The organism is Burkholderia sp. BCC1999 (genome assembly GCF_905339975.1).
In the GTDB taxonomy this organism is placed as follows: Bacteria; Pseudomonadota; Gammaproteobacteria; order Burkholderiales; family Burkholderiaceae; genus Burkholderia.
In genome coordinates, this window is sequence record NZ_CAJPHP010000010.1 from 114,778 (window position 1) to 133,683 (window position 18,906).

Consider the following 18,906-nt stretch of genomic DNA (forward strand, 5'->3'; position numbering starts at 1 on the left):
TGTCGGCAAGAACCCAGGGATGCAAGGAATCCGGAGCAAACGATGAAAGTATCGGCAGACATTCGTGCATTGATCGAGCGGCGCAAGGAAGGGCACAGCCTCGACGCACCGTTCTACACGAGCGAGGACATCTTCGCGCTCGACATGGAGGCGATTTTCCGCCAGCACTGGATCCAGGTGGCAATCGAGCCGGATATTCCCGAGCCGGGCGACTATGTGACCGTGGAACTGGGGAGCGATTCGATCCTGATCGTGCGCGACGACGACATGGCGATCCGCGCGTTCCACAACGTGTGCCGTCACCGCGGCGCGCGCCTGTGCAACGAGGACAAGGGCTCGGTCGGCAACATCGTGTGTCCGTACCACAGCTGGACCTACAACCTGACGGGCCAGCTGATGTTCGCCGAGCACATGGGCGAGAAGTTCGATCGCTGCAAGCACAGCCTGAAGTCGGTGCACGTCGAGAACCTCGCGGGCCTGGTCTTCATCTGCCTCGCCGACGAGCCGCCGGTCGACTTCGCGCAGATGCGCGCCGAGATGGAGCCGTACCTGCTGCCGCACGACCTGCCGAGCACGAAGATCGCCGCGCAGATCGACATCATCGAGGAAGGCAACTGGAAGCTCACGATGGAGAACAACCGCGAGTGCTATCACTGCGTCGCGAACCATCCGGAGCTGACGATCTCGTTGTACGAATACGGCTTCGGCTACCAGCGTTCCGACGCGAACGCCGAAGGCATGGACGCATTTGCAGAAACGTGCGTGCGCCGCGGCAAGGAGTGGGCCGAGATGGGCCTGCCGTCCGCGGAGATCGAAAAGCTGCTCGACGTGACGGGTTTCCGCACGCAGCGCCTGCCGCTCGATCGCAGCGGCGAATCGCAGACGCTCGATGCGAAGGTCGCGTCGAAGAAATTGCTCGGCGGCTTCGAAAAGGCCGACCTCGGCGGTCTGTCGTTCTGGACGCAGCCGAACTCGTGGCACCACTTCATGAGCGATCACATCGTGACGTTCTCGGTGATCCCGCTGTCGGCCGGCAAGACGCTCGTGCGCACGAAGTGGCTCGTGCACAAGGATGCGAAGGAAGGCATCGATTACGACGTGAAGAACCTCACGGCCGTGTGGAACGCGACCAACGACCAGGATCGCGCGCTCGTCGAGTTCTCGCAGCGCGGCGCGACCAGCAGCGCGTATGAGCCGGGCCCGTATTCGCCGTTCACGGAAGGTCTCGTCGAAAAATTCTCGGCCTGGTACATCGGCCGGCTCGCCGAAAAAACCGGCGAATAGTACTTAGCAGTGTACAAGCGGAGTCAGACATGATGCGAGATGCGGCCAACTTCGAGCCGACGGACAGCCGGGTTACACGCCCGGCGTTCTGGAACGCCCTTCCCGAGCGCTGGACGAGCGACGTCGAGGAAACGCTGGTGTGCTGCCAGGTGCGGCAGGAAACGCACGACGTGAAGAGTTTCTTCTTCCGTTCGCCGCAGGGCCGCTCGTTCTCGTTCGAGCCCGGGCAGTTCCTCACGCTCGAGCTCGACATCGACGGCGAAACGATCAACCGCTGCTACACGATCTCGTCGTCGCCGGCGCGGCCGCACACGGTGTCGATCACGGTGAAGCGCGTGCCGGGCGGCAAGGTGTCGAACTGGCTGCACGACAACCTGCAGCCGGGCGCACCGGTGCGCGTGCTCGGCCCGGCCGGCGAGTTCACGTGCGCACGGCATCCGGCGCGCAAGTACCTGTTCCTGTCGGCCGGCTCGGGCGTCACGCCGCTGATGTCGATGAGCCGCGCGCACCATGATCTCGCGGAAGATCGCGACATCCTGTTCGTGCACAGCGCGCGCACGCCGGACGACATCATCTTCGCGCGCGAGCTCGACCTGATCGCGTCGAATCATACGAACTTTCGCACGTCGTTCGTCGTCGAGCGCCTGGGCGCGCGCACGAACTGGCCGGGCGTCACGGGCTTCCTGACACTGCCGCTGCTGAAGCTGATCGCACCGGATTTCATGGAGCGCGAGATTTTCACGTGCGGCCCCGCGCCGTACATGAAGGCCGTGCGCGACCTGCTCGACGAAGCCGGCTTCGATCGCCAGCAGTATCACGAGGAGAGCTTCTCGTTCGAGACGCTCGCGCAGACCGCGAGCGACGAGCTGCTCGCCGATCTCGCACCGCCGGCCGAAGGCGGCGACGCGGACACGAAGCAGTACACGGTCAGCTTCGCGAAGAGCAATCGCGAGATTGCGTGCGGTTCGGAGCAGCACGTACTCGATGCGGCGCGCCAGTCGGGCGTGCGGCTGCCGGCGTCGTGCACGCAGGGCATGTGCGGCACCTGCAAGGTGAAGCTCGTGTCGGGGCAAGTCGAAATGAAGCACAACGGCGGCATCCGCCAGCGCGAGATCGACCAGGGGATGGTGCTGCTGTGCTGCAGCAAGCCGCTGTCGGATCTCGTGATCGACAAGTAGTCGAAGCTCGCCATCGGCTGTCCGGGTACGTCGCACCCGGACAAGCATCCGTCGGAAAACAACGATACCGCGGATTTGTGGTTGAAGAACCTAGAGAGACAACGCGCACGGTGCGCATATCAAGGAGATCGACCATGAAGCTGTTCGGAAAACTGTTGTGGACCGGCGCACTGTCGGCGATGGTGGCACTGAGCGCATCGGCGCTCGCCGATACGAAGCCGACGCTGAAGATCGGTTACGTCGAAGGCTGGGACGACAGCGTTGCGACCTCGAACGTCGCAGCGCGCGTGATCGAGAAGAAGCTCGGTTACCAGGTCCAGCTCGTACCGGTCGCCGCCGGGATCATGTGGCAGGGCGTCGCGCGCGGCGATCTCGATGCGACGCTGTCCGCGTGGCTGCCGGTCACGCACGGCTCGTACTGGGATGAATACAAGGCCAAGGTCGTCGACCTCGGCGCGAACTTCCCCGATGCCAAGATCGGCCTGATCGTGCCCGCGTACGTGAAGGCGAAGAGCATCGACGACCTGAATGCGGAGAAGGGCAGCTTTGGTGGCCGGATCGTAGGTATCGACGCAGGTGCGGGCGTGATGCGCAAGACCGACGACGCGATCAAGAGCTACGGGCTGAGCTACACGCTGATGCCGAGTTCGGGCAGCGCGATGACGGCCGAGCTGTCGCGTTCGGTCAATGCGAACAAGCCGGTGATCGTGACGGGCTGGGCGCCGCACTGGATGTTCGCGAAGTGGAAGCTGCGCTTCCTCGAGGATCCGAAGAAGGTGTTCGGCGGCGCGGAGCACGTCGACAGCGTCGTGAATCCGGGGCTCGAAACGAAGGCGAAGCCGGTTGTCGCGTTCCTGAAAAAATTCCAGTGGAAGCCGGGTGAAATCGACAGCGTGATGCTCGCGATCCAGAACGGCTCGAAGCCGGAAGCGGCCGCCGACGCGTGGATTGCGGCGCATTCGGACCGCGTGAATTCGTGGACCGAAGGCGCGCAGTAAGTACCAGACGATACGTCATACGAATCATTAAAGAGACACGCCGGGGGTGGTACGCAGGAATCCGAAATGATCGTGATGCAATGCGGCCATTTCCCGGAATTGTTTTTCTGATTCTGCAAAAAAGCGCGTAAGTTGTTACACTAGCGCCCTTGTGCGGAGTCATCACAGGAGGAATTGGATGAGTCAGGCAGGACTGCGTGCGAACAGCACCAGTGATGTTGAGGCAACCATCTCACATGATTCGACGGGCCACACGCTGCATCGTGGCCTGACTTGGAAAGACGCTTTTTGGGTAACGAGCGGCGTGCCGGCTGGCGTGCTGTTCACGATCGGTGGCGTATGCGCGACGATCGGCCAGCCCGCCTGGGCGATCTGGATCGCCGCGATCACGATGGGGCTGATTCAAAGCGCGACTTATGCGGAAATATCGGGGCTATTTCCCCATAAATCGGGCGGCGCGTCCGTGTATGGCGCGATCGGCTGGGTCCGTTACAGCAAGCTGATTGCCCCGGTTTCCGTGTGGTGCAACTGGCTCGCGTGGTCGCCGATGCTTGCGCTCGGCTGTGGCCTCGCGGCGAGCTATGCGCTCACGAGTCTCTTTCCCGCCAACGCGGCGGTGCTGCAATGGCAGCTCAAGATCGCGGATCTCGGGTTCATCAAGCCGGGTCTGTCCCTGCGGATCAATGCGACGTTCATCATCGCGACGATCCTGCTTCTCATCACGTTCAAGCTTCAACACAGTGGCGCATCGAAGGCGGCGCGTACACAGCGCATCCTCGGCATTGCGTCGCTCACGCCGCTGCTGATCGTCGGCATCGTGCCGTTCGTCACCGGCGACGTGCCGATGTCGAACCTGCTCCCGCTGCTGCCGCTCGGCCACGACGCGCACGGCAATCTCACGACCGCGACCTTCGGCTCGTGGAACGGGCAGGGCGTCACGATGGCGCTCGGTGCGATGTTCATGGCCGGCTGGGCGTCGTACGGCTTCGAAACGGCCGTCTGCTACACGCGTGAATTCCGCGATCCGCGCCGCGATACCGCGAAGGCGATCTTCTGGTCGGGCGCGCTGTGTCTCGTCGTGATGACGCTCGTACCGATGGCGTTCCAGGGCGCGCTCGGCACGCAGGCGATGCTCGATCCGTCGATCGGCGACGGCACCGGCGTCGCGGCCGCGATGGCGAAGATCGTCGGCGGCGGCGCGTGGGTCGCGAATGCGGTCGTCGTGATGCTGATGCTGTCGATCCTGCTGATCGTGATGACGTCGATGATGGGCTCATCGCGCACGCTCTATCAGGCCTCGGTCGACGGCTGGCTGCCCAAGTACCTGTCGCACGTGAACGAGCACGGCTCGCCCACGCGCGCGATGTGGACCGATCTCGGCTTCAACCTCGTGTTGCTGATGATGTCGGACTACATGACGGTACTGTCGATCTCGAACGTCTGCTACATGCTGTTCGTATTCCTGAATCTTCAGTCGGGCTGGATCCACCGGATGGATCGCGGCAACTGGGATCGGCCGTTCCGCTGCCCGACCTGGTTGCTCGTCGCAGGCTCGATCTGCGGCTACGCGAACCTCGTCTATGTCGGCGCGGGCGCGAACCTGCAGGGCGACGGCACGCTGCGCAACGGGCTGATCGCGATGCTGCTGATCGTGCCGGTGTTCCTGTTCCGCCACTACTGGCAGGACCGCGGCCGTTTCCCCGCGCAGATGCAGCGCGACATGGAACTCGAAGTGCCGAAGCGCGCGATGTGGCTGAACCTGATGCCGTATGCCGCGCTGATCGGTGCGGGGCTCACGATCTGGTTGTCGTATTACCTTGCGTGGGTGAAGTGACGCGTCAGGCCGTGTAACCGTGCGCGCCGCCCGGAAACCGCACACGGGCGTCGCGATCGGGTTCGCGGCAAGCAACGAAGCAACGAAGCCCGACCGGCTTGCTACCGGTCGGGCTTTTGTCGTTCAGGGCCGGCGCCATTGCCGGCGCAGGTCGCGCAAGGAAGTGATCGAGGCCGCTTGATTTTGGGAATGATCGGTTCTAATATCCGGACTCATGAGTCCGACCTCTCCCGGCTCCCGTGACAGGGGGCGTCCACGCGAATTCGACACCGAAGAGGTGATCGACGCCGCCGCACGCGTGTTCTGGGAGCAGGGGTATCACGCGACGTCGATCGACACGCTGTGCGAGGCGACCGGCGTGTTTCGCGGCAGCCTGTACCGGACGTTCGGCGACAAGCACGGGTTGCTGGTTGCCGCATTCGACCGTTACGCGGAAGGCGCGATCGCCCGGCTCAAGGAGCGTCTCGCGGCGGATCTCCCGCCGCGGCAGGCGCTCAGGGAGGCGCTGCTGTACTACACGGAAATCGGCGTACGGCTGTCGGAGCGCCGCGGTTGCTTCATCACGAATTCGGCGGTCGAACTGCTGCCCGGTGACGACGCGCTGCGGCCGTATATCGAATCGACGCTGCTGCGCATCGGTACGCAATTCAGCCTCGCCATCGCGCGCGGCCAGCAGTCGGGCGATTTCGACCGGAATCTCGATCCGGAAGAGGTCGGCCGGTTCCTGCTGTGCCTGGTCCAGGGCATGCGCGTGCTGGGCAAGTCGAGCGCGTCGGAGGCGGAGCTGGCCTCGATCGTCGACGTCGCGATGCGGGCGCTGACCTGATTTTTTTTGATTATTTTGAGAATGATCGGTTTCAAATTGTGCGTATTCGGCGCACGACCGTCGAGACCGTGAAGGGCAGGCAGATTCGGCAAGGAAGTTGAAGGGATCCCGCCGCTACGCGCAGCCGTACCGGCGTCGTTGTTCAATTAATTTGGGAACGATCGGTCATGAATGGTGCAAATTTCGCAGTACCCGCCGCCAGCGCGTACGGGAAAGGCATCGCGGCATGTGTCTGCGCGACGATCCTGATGGGCGTGATGTTTCCGGTGATGACCGATGCGTTGCGGTACATCGATCCGTTCACGTTCACGTCGCTGCGCTATCTGATCGCCGGCACTGCGTTCGTCGTGTTGTTGCGGATCGTCGAAGGGCCGAACGCATTCCGCCCGGCCGGCGAATCCGTGGCGCTTGCATGGCTGCTCGGCTCGATCGGCTTTTGCGGGTTCGGATCGTTCGTGTTCCTGGGCCAGCAACTGGCCGGCGACGAAGGGGCGCTGAGCGCATCGATCATGATGGCGACGCAGCCGATGATGGGGCTGCTGCTCAACGCACTGGTGCGGCGCGTCGCGCCCGCGCCGGTGTCGGTGCTGTTCGTCGTGTTGTCCTTTGCCGGCGTGGCGCTCGTCATCACGCGCGGCGACGTGATCGCCGCGCTGCACGAACCGCAGCACTACGCGGCCAATGCGCTGATCGTCGTCGGCGCGTTGTGCTGGGTGGTCTACACGTTCGGCGCGGCGCGCTTCACCGGCTGGTCGGCATTGAAATACACGACCTTCACGACGTGCCTCGGCCTGACCACGATCGTCGCGGTCAATCTGGTGCTGATCGTGACGCATGGAATTGCGGCGCCGTCGTGGTCCGCCATACACGCGGTGCTGCCGCATCTCGCGTACATGGGGCCGGTAGCCGGCTTCGGCGCGATCCTGCTGTGGATGACGGGCAACCGGATTCTGGGGCCGATGAACGGCGTGCTGTTCATGGACGTCCTGCCGATCACCGCGTTCATCGTGTCCGCGGCGACGGGCGTGGTGCCCAATCGCGCGCAGATCGCGGGCGCCGCGCTGACCGGCATCGCGCTGATTCTCAACAACCTGTACTTGCGGCGCCGGGCGCGGCGCGTCGCCACGGCGCCCGTGCGCGTGCCGTCGGCTTCCGCATGACGGACGGCCGTGGCCGCCGGCTTACGAAAACACCACCGTCCGGTCGCCGTTCAAAAACACGCGCCGCTCGATGAACGCCTTCACCGCGCGCGCGAGCGTGATGGATTCGACATCACGTCCGACCGCGAGCAGTTGCTCGGGGCGCAGCGCATGATCGACGCGCTCGACGACCTGCTCGATGATCGGGCCTTCGTCGAGATCGTCGGTGACGAAGTGCGCGGTCGCGCCGATCAGCTTCACGCCGCGCGTATGCGCCTGGTGGTACGGCTTCGCGCCCTTGAAGCCGGGCAGGAACGAATGATGGATGTTGATCGCGCGGTTCGCGAGCTTCGCGCTCGTTTCCTGCGACAGCACCTGCATGTAGCGCGCGAGGATCACGAGCTCGGCGCCGCTCGATTCGAAGAAGTCGAGCCACTGCGCTTCCTGCTGCGCCTTGGTGTCGGCCGTGATCGGGAAATGCCGGAACGGCAGCCCGTGCTGCGCGGCGAGCGGCTCGAAATCGGGGTGGTTCGACACGATGCCGACGATGTCCATCTTCAGCTCGCCCATCCGCCAGCGGAACAGCAAGTCCGCGAGGCAGTGCTCGAGCTTCGACACCATGATCAGCACCTTCGGTCGCGCGTTCACGTCGTGGATCGCCCATTGCGTGTCGCCTTCGCCGCCGCCGCCGAGCGCGGCCGCGATCGGCGCGAATTCCTGGCGCAGCGCGTCGATCTGCAGCGTTTCATCCGTCGGATGAAACACGCAGCGCACGAAGAAGTGGTTGCTGAGATCGTCGTCGAACACGTTCAGCGCATCGACATAACAGCGATGGCGCTCGAGAAAGCCGACGACGGCGGCGACCTGGCCGGCCGCGCTCGGGCACGACAGCGTCAGGACGAATTGATCGGGGCGTGAGTCGGCGGTCATGAGATTCCTCGGATGTCATTGAACGCTACCCGCGCGGCGGCGCGACGGGGCGCCACGCTACGCGGGTAGCGGGAGGCTCAAGTTAATCAGGACGATTTGGGCGCGGATAGAACCAACCCGCCGTGTGGCTGGTATCGGCGCGCCAGCGCGGCCGGGCGGCGGGGCTTCAAACGGTCGCTGGGCGAGGCGTCAGGCGAGGCGGGCGTGGCCGGTCCGGCGGGCGTCAGGCGGATACCAGCCGGCCGGGCGGCGGCCGTTCAGGCCGGCGCGCACGCGTCGAGCAGCCAGCGCCGGAACACATGAGTTGCGTCCGGCTCGGGCCGCTGCGGCGGGCGCACCAGGAAGTAGCCGCGCGACGTGACGACGGGCGCGTCGACGAGTTTCACGAGCTGGCCGGACGCGACGAGCTCGTCGACCAGCGGCGACCAGCCGAGCGCGACGCCTTCGCCGAGCAGCGCCGCATGGATCACGAGCGCGTAGCTGTTGAAGGTCACGCCGCGCGCGGCCGCCGGTGGTTCGAGGCCGTGCGCGTCGAACCAGCCGGACCACGACAGCCAGCGTTCGGGGCGCGTCGGCTGCACGTGCAGCAGCGGCAGCGCGAGCAGGTGGTCGGCGCGTGCGACATGCGGGTGCGCAGCGCGGAACGCGGGCGAGCACACGGGCGTGACGGATTCCGGAAAGAGCCGCGCGGCCGTGCACGACGGCCAGTGACCGTCGCCGAACAGGATCGCGATGTCGCCGTGGTCACGCTGCGCGTCGTAATCCTGTGACGTGACCACCCGCACGTCGACGTCCGGCATCACGCGCTTCAACCCGGCCAGCCGCGGCATCAGCCAGTAAGTCGCGAAACCGAAGTCGGTGACGATCGTGAGCGCGCCGTGTTCGCGGCGCGCGCGCAGCGTCGCGGTCGCGCCGCGCAGCGTGTCGAGGCTCAGCCGCACCGCTTCGTACAGGCACTGGCCGTCGGCCGTCAGCGTGACGCCGCGCGGGCTGCGGTCGAACAGCGGCACGCCCAGTTCGGCTTCGAGCTGGTACACCTGCTGGCTCACGGCCGGCTGTGTCGAGCCGAGCTCGCGCGAGGCGGCCGTGAAGCTCGCGAGCCGGGCGGCCGATTCGAACGCGCGCAGCGCCTGCATCGACGGTAACGGTTCGGATTTCGACATAAGTCTCTCTAATGGCCCCATAAGGGCCGGACGCCTACCCGCGCGAATTCGGGCGGGCGATAGTGCATCGGACGGTACGGCACACGCGCTTCACGGCCGCCACGCAACGCATTCCGCGATTCTAGCCAGCGCGGCGCGCACGCGCGGCACTTTCTGCGGGCCGCCTCCTCATGCCGGACTTCTCGCTGCCCGAGCGGCGCGCCGTTCCATTCGAACACCGCTTCCCCCACGAACGCCGATGACGAATCCGACACCCAACATCCTGATCCTGATGGCTGACCAGCTCACGCCGTTCGCGCTGCCGGCCTACGGCAACCGCGTTGCGCGCACGCCGACGCTAGACCGGCTCGCCGAGCAAGGCGTGGTGTTCGACGCCGCGTACTGCGCGAGCCCGCTGTGCGCGCCGTCTCGTTTCTCGCTGCTGACCGGCAAGCTGCCGTCGGGGATCGGCGCCTACGATAACGCCGCCGAATTGCCGGCGCAAACGCTGACGTTCGCGCACTACCTGCGCGCGGGCGGCTACCGGACGATGCTGTCCGGCAAGATGCATTTCTGCGGGCCCGACCAGTTGCACGGCTTCGAGGAACGGCTCACGACCGACATCTATCCAGCCGATTTCGGCTGGGTGCCCGACTGGGATCGGCCGACCGAGCGGCCGAGCTGGTATCACAACATGAGTTCGGTGCTGGACGCCGGCCCGTGCGTACGCACGAACCAGCTCGATTTCGACGACGAAGTCACGTTCGCCGCGAAGCAGAAGCTGTACGACGTCGCGCGTGAGCGCGCGGCCGGGCACGATGCGCGGCCGTTCTGCATGGTCGTGTCGCTGACCCATCCGCACGACCCGTATGCGATCACGCGCGAATACTGGGATCTCTACCGCGACGACGAGATCGACATGCCGGCCGTGCGGCTCGACGCGGCTGACAGCGACCCGCATTCGCAGCGGCTGCGCTTCGTCTGCGAGAACGACCGCACGCCGCCTTCCGACGCGCAGATCCGCGCCGCGCGCCGCGCGTACTACGGCGCGACGTCCTACGTCGACGCGCAGTTCGGCAGCGTGCTGGCCGCGCTCGAACAGTGCGGGTTCGCCGACGACACGATCGTGATCGTTACGTCCGATCACGGCGACATGCTCGGCGAGCGCGGGCTCTGGTACAAGATGACGTTCTTCGAAGGCGGCTGCCGTGTGCCGCTGATCGTCCATGCGCCGGGCCGCTTCGGCGCCGCGCGCGTGCGCGGGCCCGTGTCGCACCTCGACCTGCTGCCGACGCTCGTCGACCTGACCGGCGCCGCGCCGGCCGGCGGATGGCCGGACCCCGGGTGGCCGGACCCCGTCGACGGCGCGAGCCTCGTGCCGCACCTGCACGGCACGCCCGCACACGATGTCGCGATCGGCGAATACCTCGCGGAAGGCGCGGTCGCGCCGGTCGTGATGATCCGTCGCGGCGACTGGAAGTACGTGCATTGTCCGCTCGATCCCGACCAGCTCTACAACCTGTCGGACGATCCGCGCGAGCTGACGAACCTGGCCGGCGTGCCGGAAGCCGCCGACGTCCTTGCCGCGTTCCGCGCGGAGGCCGCGCGGCGCTGGGATCTGCCCGAGCTCGACCGGCAGGTGCGTGCGAGCCAGCGGCGCCGGCGCTTTCATTACACGGCGACGACGCAGGGCCGCATCCAGGCGTGGGACTGGCAGCCGTTCACCGACGCGAGCCAGCGTTACATGCGCAATCACATCGAACTCGACACGCTCGAGGCGATGGCGCGTTTTCCGCGCGTCGGGCGCTGAGCGCCCCGCATCGCGAACCCAAACGAACGACGGAGGAAGCGGACGATGAAACGGCAATGCAATGCAGCAATCCGGATCGGCGCGGCGCTCGCCGCGGCCGCGTGCCTGGTGACGGCGCAGGGCGCGCGGGCGGCCGACCCGCAGACGTGCAGCGACGTGAAGATGGCGGCGCCCGGCTGGACCGACATCGACGCGACGAACGCGATGGCGGGCGTCGTGCTGAAGGCGCTCGGCTACCGGCAGGACGTGGCGAACCTGTCGGTGCCGATCACGTACCAGGGCTTGAAGAAAGGGCAGGTCGACGTGTTCCTCGGCAACTGGATGCCCGCGCAGGCGCCGCTCGTGAAGCCGTTCGTCGACGACAAATCGATCGACGTGCTGCACGCGAACCTGAGCGGCGCGAAGTTCACGCTCGCGGTGCCCGACTACGTGGCGGCCGCCGGCGTGCATACGTTCGCCGACCTCGCGCGCTACGCCGAGCGCTTCGGCGGCAAGATCTACGGGATCGAGCCCGGTGCGCCCGCGAACCAGAACATCAAGCGGATGCTCACCGACCACGCGCTCGGCGCGGCGAACTGGTCGCTGGTCGAATCGAGCGAGACGGGCATGCTCACGCAGGTCGAGCGCGCGGTGCGCGACAAGCGCTGGATCGTGTTTCTGGCCTGGGAGCCGCATCTGATGAACACGAAGTTCCATCTGACCTACCTGTCGGGCGGCGATGCGTACTTCGGCCCGAACTACGGCGGCGCGACGGTCAACACCGTCACGCGCTCCGGGTTCGCGGGCCAGTGCGCGAACCTTGCGCGGCTGTTCCGGCAGATGACGTTCTCCGTCGACGTCGAAAACCGGATGATCGCCGACATGCTCGACAACAAGACGTCGCCCGCGCTCGCGGCGCAGCATGCGCTGAAGACCGACCCGGCGCTGGTCGCCGGCTGGCTGGACGGCGTGACGACGGCGGCCGGTGCACCGGGCCTGCCGGCCGTGCGCGCGGCCCTCGACGGTCGCTGATTCCCTCCCTTCTGGCGGCCGGTTTTACCGCGCCGCCTGTCTACGTGTTTTCCCGACCGGTCGCATCGTGACCATTTAGTGTCGCCTTCAGACGGGTGATGCGAAATATGGGTTTGTATTTTTCGCCAATGGCTGCGTTATTGCGAAAAACGAAATGCCGAAGCCAGCGGGCGTATTGAATTCGAATCCACCGGCGCATCGCGGCACGCGCCGGGACGAGATTCTATCCATCGAACGGTTCAGGGAGGGTGGTCGACAATGAAGCACACGAAAGTTGCCGTAGCCGCCGCGCTTGCATGCGCGGCCTGCATTCCCGCCATCGGGCACGCGCAGAGCAGCGTGACGCTGTACGGGATTCTCGACGCGGGCATCACGTACGTGAACAACACGGGCGGCTCGCACGTCGTCAAGTTCGACGACGGCGTCGCGTACGGAAACCGCTTCGGCCTCAAGGGCACCGAAGACCTGGGCGGCGGCCTGAAGGCCGTGTTCACGCTCGAGAGCGGCTTCCGCCTCGGCACCGGGCAACTCGGCTTCGGCGGTTCCGAGTTCGGCCGCCAGGCGTACGTCGGCCTGCAGAACGACTGGGGCACGCTGTCGTTCGGCAATCAGCTCGACATCACGAACGAACTCGTGTCGATCTACAACATCTCGGCGTGGGGCAGCGGCTATGCGATCCACCAGGGCGACTTCGACCGCTTCAACGGCGACCGCCTGCCGAACTCGGTGAAGTTCCTGTCGAACGACCTCAGCGGCTTCAAGTTCGGCGCGATGTACTCGTTCGGCAACGTCGCGGGCAACTTCCACCGCAACAGCGCATGGAGCGCGGGCGCCAGCTACACGAAGGGCGACTTCTCGGTCGGCGCCGCGTACACGCGCCTGAACAACCCGAACGGCATCTACGGGTTCGACCCGTACGCGATGATCGGCACGCACACGTTCCTCGGCCAGCAGACGGTGACCGTCGATCCGGCGACCGGCGCACGCACCGACCTGTTCGCGAACACGGCGATGGACGTCGACAGCCAGGGCACGTTCGGCATCGGCTCGAGCTACACGATCGGCAAGCTGACGCTCGACGCCAACTTCTCGTACACGACGATCAAGGGTTTCGGCCAGTCGTCGCACATGCAGGTGTATGAAGGCGGCGGTCTGTACCAGTTCACGCCGGCGTTGAGCCTGATCGCGGGCTATCAGCACACGCGCTTCGAGGGCCATCACTGGAACCAGGGCACGGCGGGCCTGCATTACATGCTGTCGAAGCGCACCGACGTGTATATCTCCGGCGACTACCTGCGCGCGTCGCAGGGTGTCGATGCGGTGATCGGCTACAGCTTCACGCCGTCGACGACGCAGACGCAGGCCGACGTGCGGATCGGGATGCGGCATTCGTTCTGAGCGGGGTGGTGTGGGGCGGCGACGTCCTCAGCGAGGTCTCTCTTTGGCGCGAACCGAGGTTCGCGCTTTTTTTTTGCCGTGCGTCGGGCGGGGCCGGTCCGCGGCAGGCATACGGTCCGTTTTTCGAGGTTGGCATATCATCGCGGTTTCGCCGCGCCAGCACCGTCGTCGCGCGCACGCACCGGCGTGCGTCGTCGTTGTCCGAACGGTTGCAGTGCGCAGCGCCGACCGCCCAGACTCCGACGACCGACCCCGTGCCCGACTCCAGTCCTTTATCCCCGTTACCCGCGAACCTGTTCCGCCATGCGCCGTTCCAGCGTTTCTGGGGCACGCGCGTGATGTCTTCCCTGGCTTTCCAGATCCTGTCGGTTGCAATCGGGTGGTACGTCTACGCGCTCACGCACAGCGCGTTCGCGCTCGGTCTCGTCGGCCTTGCGCAGTTCGTGCCGATGTTCGCGCTGACGCTCGTCGTCGGGCAGGTGGCCGACCGCTACGACCGCCGGCGCATCGCGACGATCTGTCAGGGCGTCGAGGCGCTGGCCGCCGGCGTGTTCCTGCTCGGTGCGGTGCAAGGATGGCTGGCCGCGCCGGCCGTGTATGCGCTTGCGGCGATCGTCGGCACGGCCCGCGCGTTCGAGTCGCCGTCGGTGTCGTCGCTGCTGCCGGCCGTCGTGCCGCGCACCGACCTGCCGCGCGCGACCGCGTTGTCGACGTCCGCGAACCAGGCCGCGCAGATTCTCGGGCCCGCATTCGGCGGGCTGCTGTATGGCGTCGGCGCGCCCGTCGCGTTCGGCACGAGCGTCGTCGCATTCGCGATCGCGGCGGTGTTGAGCGGCACGATTCCGCTGCGCAGCGCGCCGCCCACGCGCGAACCGGTCACGCTCCGATCGGTGTTTTCAGGCATCGCGTTCATCCGGCGCGAACCGGCGATCCTCGGCGCGCTGTCGCTCGACCTGTTCGCGGTGCTGTTCGGCGGCGCGACCGCGCTGCTGCCGATCTACGCACGCGACATCCTTCAGGTCGGGCCGTGGGGGCTCGGTGCGTTGCGCGCGGCGCCGGCCGTCGGCGCGCTTGCCGGTACGCTGTGGCTCACGCGTTTCCCGTTGAAAGGACGGCCGGGCCGCGCGATGTTCGGCGGCGTGATCGCATTCGGCATCGCGACGATCGTGTTCGGGTTGTCGCGCCACTTCGCGCTGTCGCTCGTTGCGCTGGCCGCGCTTGGCGCATCGGATGTGGTCAGCGTCGTCGTGCGCCTGTCGCTCGTGCAGTTGCGCACGCCCGACGAGATGCTCGGGCGCGTGAGTGCGGTCAATTCGCTGTTCATCGGCACGTCGAACCAGCTCGGCGAATTCGAATCGGGCGTGACGGCCGCATGGTGGGGCGCGCCCACGGCGATCGTCGTCGGCGGCGCGGCGACGATCGCGGTTGCGCTCACGTGGATGCGGCTGTTTCCTCAGCTCACGAACATGAAGTCGCTCGAGCGCGACGCGTGACTCGTGTCACGCGTCCTGCGTCACGCGCACGGCCGTGCCGTAGCAGATGACTTCCGTGACACCCGAACCGATTTCGGTCGAGTCGTAGCGCATCGCGACGATCGCGTTCGCGCCGAGCTTGCGCGCATCGGTCAGCATCTTGTCGAAGGCCTGCTGGCGCGCTTTCTCGCATAGCGACGTATAGAGCGTGATGTTGCCGCCGAAGATCGTCTGCAGCGACGCGCCGAACGAGCCGACGATCGAGCGCGAGCGTACGACGATGCCCTGCGCGACGCCGAGCGAGCGAACGGTCGTATGGCCGGGCAGGTCGAACGCGGTCGTGACACGCGCGGGCGACAGATCGTCGATGGAATGGGAGAAGTCGGTCATGGCGGGAAGCGCGTAGCGAAGTGGTCGAACGGGGATTCTATCCGGACGAGCCCGCGTTCCCGGTTCGACGAGGGACAAACGCCGCGACTGCAGAGAGCACCTCGTAACGAAAGCGTGTGCAAACCGCGAGCACACGCTTTCGCCCTTTCCGGCCGAACGGTCCGGCCGCGCGCCGTCAGTGCTTCACGGTCGCACTGCCGTTCCCGCCGAGATCGACTGCATAGGCCAGCGCCAGCTTGCCGAACTTCAGCGCGTGGTTTGCCTGCCGGTCCGAGTTCTCCAGCGTGTCGTTCACCGTATGGATGTACGGGCTGTCGTTCTGGTCGGCCTCGAACGGAAACGATGCCGGATAGCCCTGCGCATTCCATGACGCGTGATCCGAGCACGCATACCCGCACTGCGACGTACCGATCGCGAGTTCCGGAAGGTAAGTCTTCGCCAGATTCGTCAAGTACGTGTTCTGCGCCGCGTTCGTGTAATCGGTGATCAGGTAGATATCCTTCGGATCGCCCTTGTAGTTCGTCATGTCGAGCTGCAGCACGCCGACTACGTTCGCGTTCTGCGTGCGGAACTGCTTCGCGATCGCCTTCGAGCCGAGCAGGCCGGCTTCCTCGGCCGCATATCCGACGAACTTGATCGTCCGTTTCGGCCGGTAGTCGTTCGCAAGCAGCACGCGCAGCGCTTCGGTGAGACTCGCGATGCCCGACGCGTCGTCGTCCGCGCCGGGCGAGCGCGTGTTCTCCGTCGTGCGGCCGACCGTCGAATCGAGGTGACCGCCGAGCACGATCGTGCCGGCAGCCGGATCGCTGCCGCGGATCGTCAGGATCACGGATTTCTGCGGAAAGCCGGTGTGTGCGAACTGCTCGACGGCGATGTCGGTGCGCGAGCCGGCCAGCTGTTTCCACTGCAGCGCGAGCCAGTCCGACGCAGCGACGCCGTGCGACGTCGTGTAGTAGCGGTTCGTGAAGCCGGACAGCGACGTGATCGTGCCGACGATGTTGCTGGCCTGAAGCTGCTGGATCCAGGTGCCGATCTGCGGTGCGTTCGATACCTTGTACGCAGGCGCCGCGGCCTGTTTCGCGAGCGTGGCCGGCAACGGCTGCAGCGCCAGTCGCGCTTCGTCGAACGAGTCATGCACGACGTAGCCGGGCCCGTGGCCGCGCGTATGGTGGACGGCGTGGGCCAGCTCGCCGAGCCGTGAATCGTCGATCTCGACGACGTGGACGGTTTCGCGTCGCGTGGCGCCGTCGGCCGTCTTGCCGGCGTCGATGGTCGTGCTGTATTGCGCGGTGGCGCTTGCATCGATGCGCTGAAGCTGGCGGAACGCGGTGTCGCCGAGCGTGATCCAGACGGGTGCCGCGTGTGCCGCGGCGGTCAGCAGCATGGCGCCGAGCGCGGTGCTCAGGCGAGTGAGTTTCAGAGTAGGCATGTTCGATCTCGTGAGGATGGCGATGTCGATGATGGGAGCGCGCCGCAGGTCGTGCGATGTGCCCCCGCCTGCTGCGGAATTACGACTTCTGCGGGACGGTCACGCCGTACGTGCAGCTCTTGTTGTATGCGTTGCCGATCGCGGTGAGCTGCGCGTTGCTGTAGCCGAGCGCGGAGGCGGCCGTCAGCACGGCCTGCGCGGCGGCCTTCTGGTTGGTCGAGCTGTTGGTCATCGACAGCCCCTTCAGGAATGCCTTGTCCATCGCCTGCGCGCCGATCGCATCGCGCGCGACGAGGTTGCACGACGCCCAGTACTGGCCGGCCGTATGGATCTCCGCGCCGCGCGCCTGCGCATACGTGCGCCCGACGTTCCAGTTGGTCACGCGGCCGCCCCAGTATTCGTTGTGGCCGTCCCAGTTGTAGACCCAGTGGTACTGCGCATCCGATGGGCTCCACTGGTTGAAGTCGCGGCTGTACGCGGCGGCGAGATAGTCGCCGGTGCCTTCCGACAAGCCTTCCTGTTGCGACAGGCCGCCGTTCGTCACCCAGTCGTGGATGCCGTGGCCGAGCTCGTGGATCACGACGTCCGCATCTTCCGCGTCGTCGACGCCGCCCTGGCCGAAGGTCAGCCGGCCGCTGCTCGACGAGTACGACGAGTTGTCGTCGCCCGATTCGCCGTGCGGGTCGTACTGCACGCCACCCGTGTACTGATACGGCAGCGCCTTGATGCCGAGCGTCTGGTTCACGTAACGCAGGAACGTGTCGATGTGGTAGTACGCGTTCACGGCCTCGAAATACAGGTTGCCGCGCGTGAATTCGAACGCGGGCGTCGATTGCGACGGGCATGCGTTGTCGAGCGGCGCATCGAAATCGATGCACGCCGCGTACGGGCCCGTCAGCGTGTAGCGCGAGCCCGACTGCGCGAGATCCTTCAGCGTCACGCGCACGCGCGCGGCCGTGAGCTGCGTCGAATCGGCGTCGTTGTTGTCCTTGTAGCCCGTGCTGCCGTAGCTGCTCTTCGTCGGCGAAAGCGGATCGGGCCGGAACACGAAGCCGGTGCCGTCGGTCGCATAGAACGCCTTGTCCTCGGCGCGCAGCACTTCGCCGCTGCCCGAATCGATCAGCAGTTCCCAGTCGCCCTTCGGGCCGTCCTGCGGGCGGCCGCGCACCTTCCACGCGGTGTGCGTGCCGGCCTTGTCGACGAACGCGACGAGCTGCGCATCGAGATTCGTGAAGCCGCTCACGCCGAGATACGCACGGGCGCGGTCGAGCGCCTGCTGCTGGTCGACGGCCTGCGACTTGCGCGTCGTCGCGACCACGCCGTTGATCGTGTTGCTCGCGACGTACAGGATGCGGCCGTCCTTCGCGACCGTCACCGCGATGTCGCTGCCGTACACGGGCAGTCCGGCGGCCTGCTGCTGCAGGCGCACGACGGTGAAGTCGGCATCGTTGCGTTCCGACGTGACGACGAGACTCGCGAGCGCGGCCGGGTCGAGCCCGAGCTGCGTCGCCTGAGACGCGACGAAGTCGCGTGCGGTCGCGGCGGGCGTCGAGGCAGCCTTCTTGACGCGATAGGCCGGGTTGTACAGCGTGACGGCGACGCCGTCCGCGCGGTACTGCCCGGCGGCCGTATCGGCCTTCGCGGCCGGCGGCGCGACGCCGCGCGTCAGGCTTTCGCGCAGGCTCGCGGCCTGCGGGTTCGATACTTTCGTATCGGCCAGGGTGCCGCCGACGATGCCGAAACCGAGCGCGAGACCCAGGGCGAGCGGCAATGCTTTGCGTGATGTCTGCATACGTGATCCTCATCTCAACGGTTGGACACGCCCGCGCGCTCGTGGCGCGCAGGCACGACACGGCCCGCGCGCCGGTTCGATGGAACCGGTGCGGCGAAGCGGTGTTGGGAGTGTCGACTGACTAAGGAATCCTGAATGTCAGGTCGAAAAGAAACAGGCGGACGAAGAGGGGGACGCGGGAGACGCGCGTGAAGGGAAGCGAACGGCAGGCAGGTGCGGCGACGGCGAAGCGAGCATCGTCATGTCATACCCCTCGGATCGAATCGATATCGG

15 protein-coding genes are annotated in these 18,906 nt (G+C 66.1%); 10 read left to right on the top strand and 5 right to left on the bottom strand.

Features of this window, described 5'->3' with window-relative positions; all coding sequences use genetic code 11:
* The first annotated feature begins 42 nt into the window (after positions 1-42).
* From U5809_RS16385 to U5809_RS16410, 6 genes are all read left to right on the top strand, one after another.
* Positions 43-1,284 (top strand): aromatic ring-hydroxylating dioxygenase subunit alpha, encoded by a 1,242-nt coding sequence (locus U5809_RS16385; protein WP_322087292.1) that lies wholly within the window; start codon positions 43-45, stop codon positions 1,282-1,284.
* A gap of 29 nt (positions 1,285-1,313) precedes the next feature.
* On the top strand, positions 1,314-2,462 hold the full coding sequence (locus tag U5809_RS16390) for a hybrid-cluster NAD(P)-dependent oxidoreductase (protein WP_282508640.1): 1,149 nt from the start codon (positions 1,314-1,316) through the stop codon (positions 2,460-2,462).
* A 134-nt stretch (positions 2,463-2,596) separates the two neighbouring features.
* On the top strand, positions 2,597-3,460 hold the full coding sequence (locus tag U5809_RS16395; RefSeq protein WP_174992523.1) for a glycine betaine ABC transporter substrate-binding protein: 864 nt from the start codon (positions 2,597-2,599) through the stop codon (positions 3,458-3,460).
* Positions 3,461-3,638: 178 nt separating this feature from the next.
* The gene (locus U5809_RS16400) at positions 3,639-5,294 is read left to right on the top strand and encodes an APC family permease (RefSeq protein WP_322087293.1); all 1,656 of its coding nucleotides are present in this window, start codon (positions 3,639-3,641) and stop codon (positions 5,292-5,294) included.
* Positions 5,295-5,508: 214 nt separating this feature from the next.
* On the top strand, positions 5,509-6,120 hold the full coding sequence (locus U5809_RS16405; protein ID WP_322087294.1) for a TetR/AcrR family transcriptional regulator: 612 nt from the start codon (positions 5,509-5,511) through the stop codon (positions 6,118-6,120).
* A 167-nt stretch (positions 6,121-6,287) separates the two neighbouring features.
* Positions 6,288-7,280, top strand: a complete 993-nt coding sequence (locus U5809_RS16410; protein ID WP_322087295.1) for a DMT family transporter — start codon at positions 6,288-6,290, stop codon at positions 7,278-7,280.
* Between the two features lie 21 nt (positions 7,281-7,301).
* On the opposite strand, the gene purU is transcribed toward U5809_RS16410, so the two are convergent.
* Together purU and U5809_RS16420 are read right to left on the bottom strand one after the other, a co-directional pair.
* Entirely contained in the window at positions 7,302-8,189 is an 888-nt protein-coding gene (gene purU, locus U5809_RS16415) for a formyltetrahydrofolate deformylase (RefSeq protein WP_322087296.1), read from the bottom strand.
* Positions 8,190-8,446: 257 nt separating this feature from the next.
* Complete coding sequence (locus tag U5809_RS16420) at positions 8,447-9,352, bottom strand: choline sulfate utilization transcriptional regulator (RefSeq protein WP_322087297.1); 906 nt, start codon at positions 9,350-9,352, stop codon at positions 8,447-8,449.
* Positions 9,353-9,590: 238 nt separating this feature from the next.
* Here U5809_RS16420 and betC point away from each other — a divergent pair, with 238 nt between their 5' ends.
* From betC to U5809_RS16440, 4 genes are all read left to right on the top strand, one after another.
* Complete coding sequence (gene betC, locus U5809_RS16425; RefSeq protein WP_322087298.1) at positions 9,591-11,141, top strand: choline-sulfatase; 1,551 nt, start codon at positions 9,591-9,593, stop codon at positions 11,139-11,141.
* Between the two features lie 45 nt (positions 11,142-11,186).
* Positions 11,187-12,152: a choline ABC transporter substrate-binding protein gene (gene choX, locus U5809_RS16430; RefSeq protein WP_322087299.1), complete on the top strand. Its 966-nt coding sequence runs from the start codon at positions 11,187-11,189 to the stop codon at positions 12,150-12,152.
* 258 nt (positions 12,153-12,410) lie between these two features.
* Positions 12,411-13,550, top strand: coding sequence for a porin (locus U5809_RS16435; protein WP_176048362.1), 1,140 nt, complete (start codon positions 12,411-12,413; stop codon positions 13,548-13,550).
* Positions 13,551-13,804: 254 nt separating this feature from the next.
* Complete coding sequence (locus U5809_RS16440) at positions 13,805-15,043, top strand: MFS transporter (RefSeq protein WP_322087300.1); 1,239 nt, start codon at positions 13,805-13,807, stop codon at positions 15,041-15,043.
* Positions 15,044-15,049: 6 nt separating this feature from the next.
* On the opposite strand, the gene U5809_RS16445 is transcribed toward U5809_RS16440, so the two are convergent.
* From U5809_RS16445 to U5809_RS16455, 3 genes are all read right to left on the bottom strand, one after another.
* Positions 15,050-15,412 carry a YbjQ family protein gene (locus U5809_RS16445; RefSeq protein ID WP_176048360.1) on the bottom strand — a complete coding sequence of 121 codons (363 nt, stop codon included), beginning with the start codon at positions 15,410-15,412 and terminating at the stop codon, positions 15,050-15,052.
* Between the two features lie 175 nt (positions 15,413-15,587).
* Positions 15,588-16,841, bottom strand: a complete 1,254-nt coding sequence (locus tag U5809_RS16450) for a M20/M25/M40 family metallo-hydrolase (RefSeq protein ID WP_322087301.1) — start codon at positions 16,839-16,841, stop codon at positions 15,588-15,590.
* A 79-nt stretch (positions 16,842-16,920) separates the two neighbouring features.
* Positions 16,921-18,633 (bottom strand): M36 family metallopeptidase, encoded by a 1,713-nt coding sequence (locus tag U5809_RS16455; RefSeq protein ID WP_322087302.1) that lies wholly within the window; start codon positions 18,631-18,633, stop codon positions 16,921-16,923.
* Between the last annotated feature and the right edge of the window lie 273 nt (positions 18,634-18,906).

What these genes read in the sequence shown, in the direction of transcription:
- U5809_RS16420 (WP_322087297.1), bottom strand. Translation starts at nt 9,352, where the DNA reads ATGTCGAAATCCGAACCGTTACCGTCGATGCAGGCGCTGCGCGCGTTC.
- U5809_RS16405 (WP_322087294.1), top strand. Translation starts at nt 5,509, where the DNA reads ATGAGTCCGACCTCTCCCGGCTCCCGTGACAGGGGGCGTCCACGCGAA.
- choX (WP_322087299.1), top strand. Translation starts at nt 11,187, where the DNA reads ATGAAACGGCAATGCAATGCAGCAATCCGGATCGGCGCGGCGCTCGCC.
- U5809_RS16395 (WP_174992523.1), top strand. Translation starts at nt 2,597, where the DNA reads ATGAAGCTGTTCGGAAAACTGTTGTGGACCGGCGCACTGTCGGCGATG.
- U5809_RS16445 (WP_176048360.1), bottom strand. Translation starts at nt 15,412, where the DNA reads ATGACCGACTTCTCCCATTCCATCGACGATCTGTCGCCCGCGCGTGTC.
- U5809_RS16385 (WP_322087292.1), top strand. Translation starts at nt 43, where the DNA reads ATGAAAGTATCGGCAGACATTCGTGCATTGATCGAGCGGCGCAAGGAA.
- U5809_RS16400 (WP_322087293.1), top strand. Translation starts at nt 3,639, where the DNA reads ATGAGTCAGGCAGGACTGCGTGCGAACAGCACCAGTGATGTTGAGGCA.
- U5809_RS16390 (WP_282508640.1), top strand. Translation starts at nt 1,314, where the DNA reads ATGATGCGAGATGCGGCCAACTTCGAGCCGACGGACAGCCGGGTTACA.
- purU (WP_322087296.1), bottom strand. Translation starts at nt 8,189, where the DNA reads ATGACCGCCGACTCACGCCCCGATCAATTCGTCCTGACGCTGTCGTGC.
- U5809_RS16410 (WP_322087295.1), top strand. Translation starts at nt 6,288, where the DNA reads ATGAATGGTGCAAATTTCGCAGTACCCGCCGCCAGCGCGTACGGGAAA.
- U5809_RS16435 (WP_176048362.1), top strand. Translation starts at nt 12,411, where the DNA reads ATGAAGCACACGAAAGTTGCCGTAGCCGCCGCGCTTGCATGCGCGGCC.
- U5809_RS16455 (WP_322087302.1), bottom strand. Translation starts at nt 18,633, where the DNA reads ATGCAGACATCACGCAAAGCATTGCCGCTCGCCCTGGGTCTCGCGCTC.
- betC (WP_322087298.1), top strand. Translation starts at nt 9,591, where the DNA reads ATGACGAATCCGACACCCAACATCCTGATCCTGATGGCTGACCAGCTC.
- U5809_RS16450 (WP_322087301.1), bottom strand. Translation starts at nt 16,841, where the DNA reads ATGCCTACTCTGAAACTCACTCGCCTGAGCACCGCGCTCGGCGCCATG.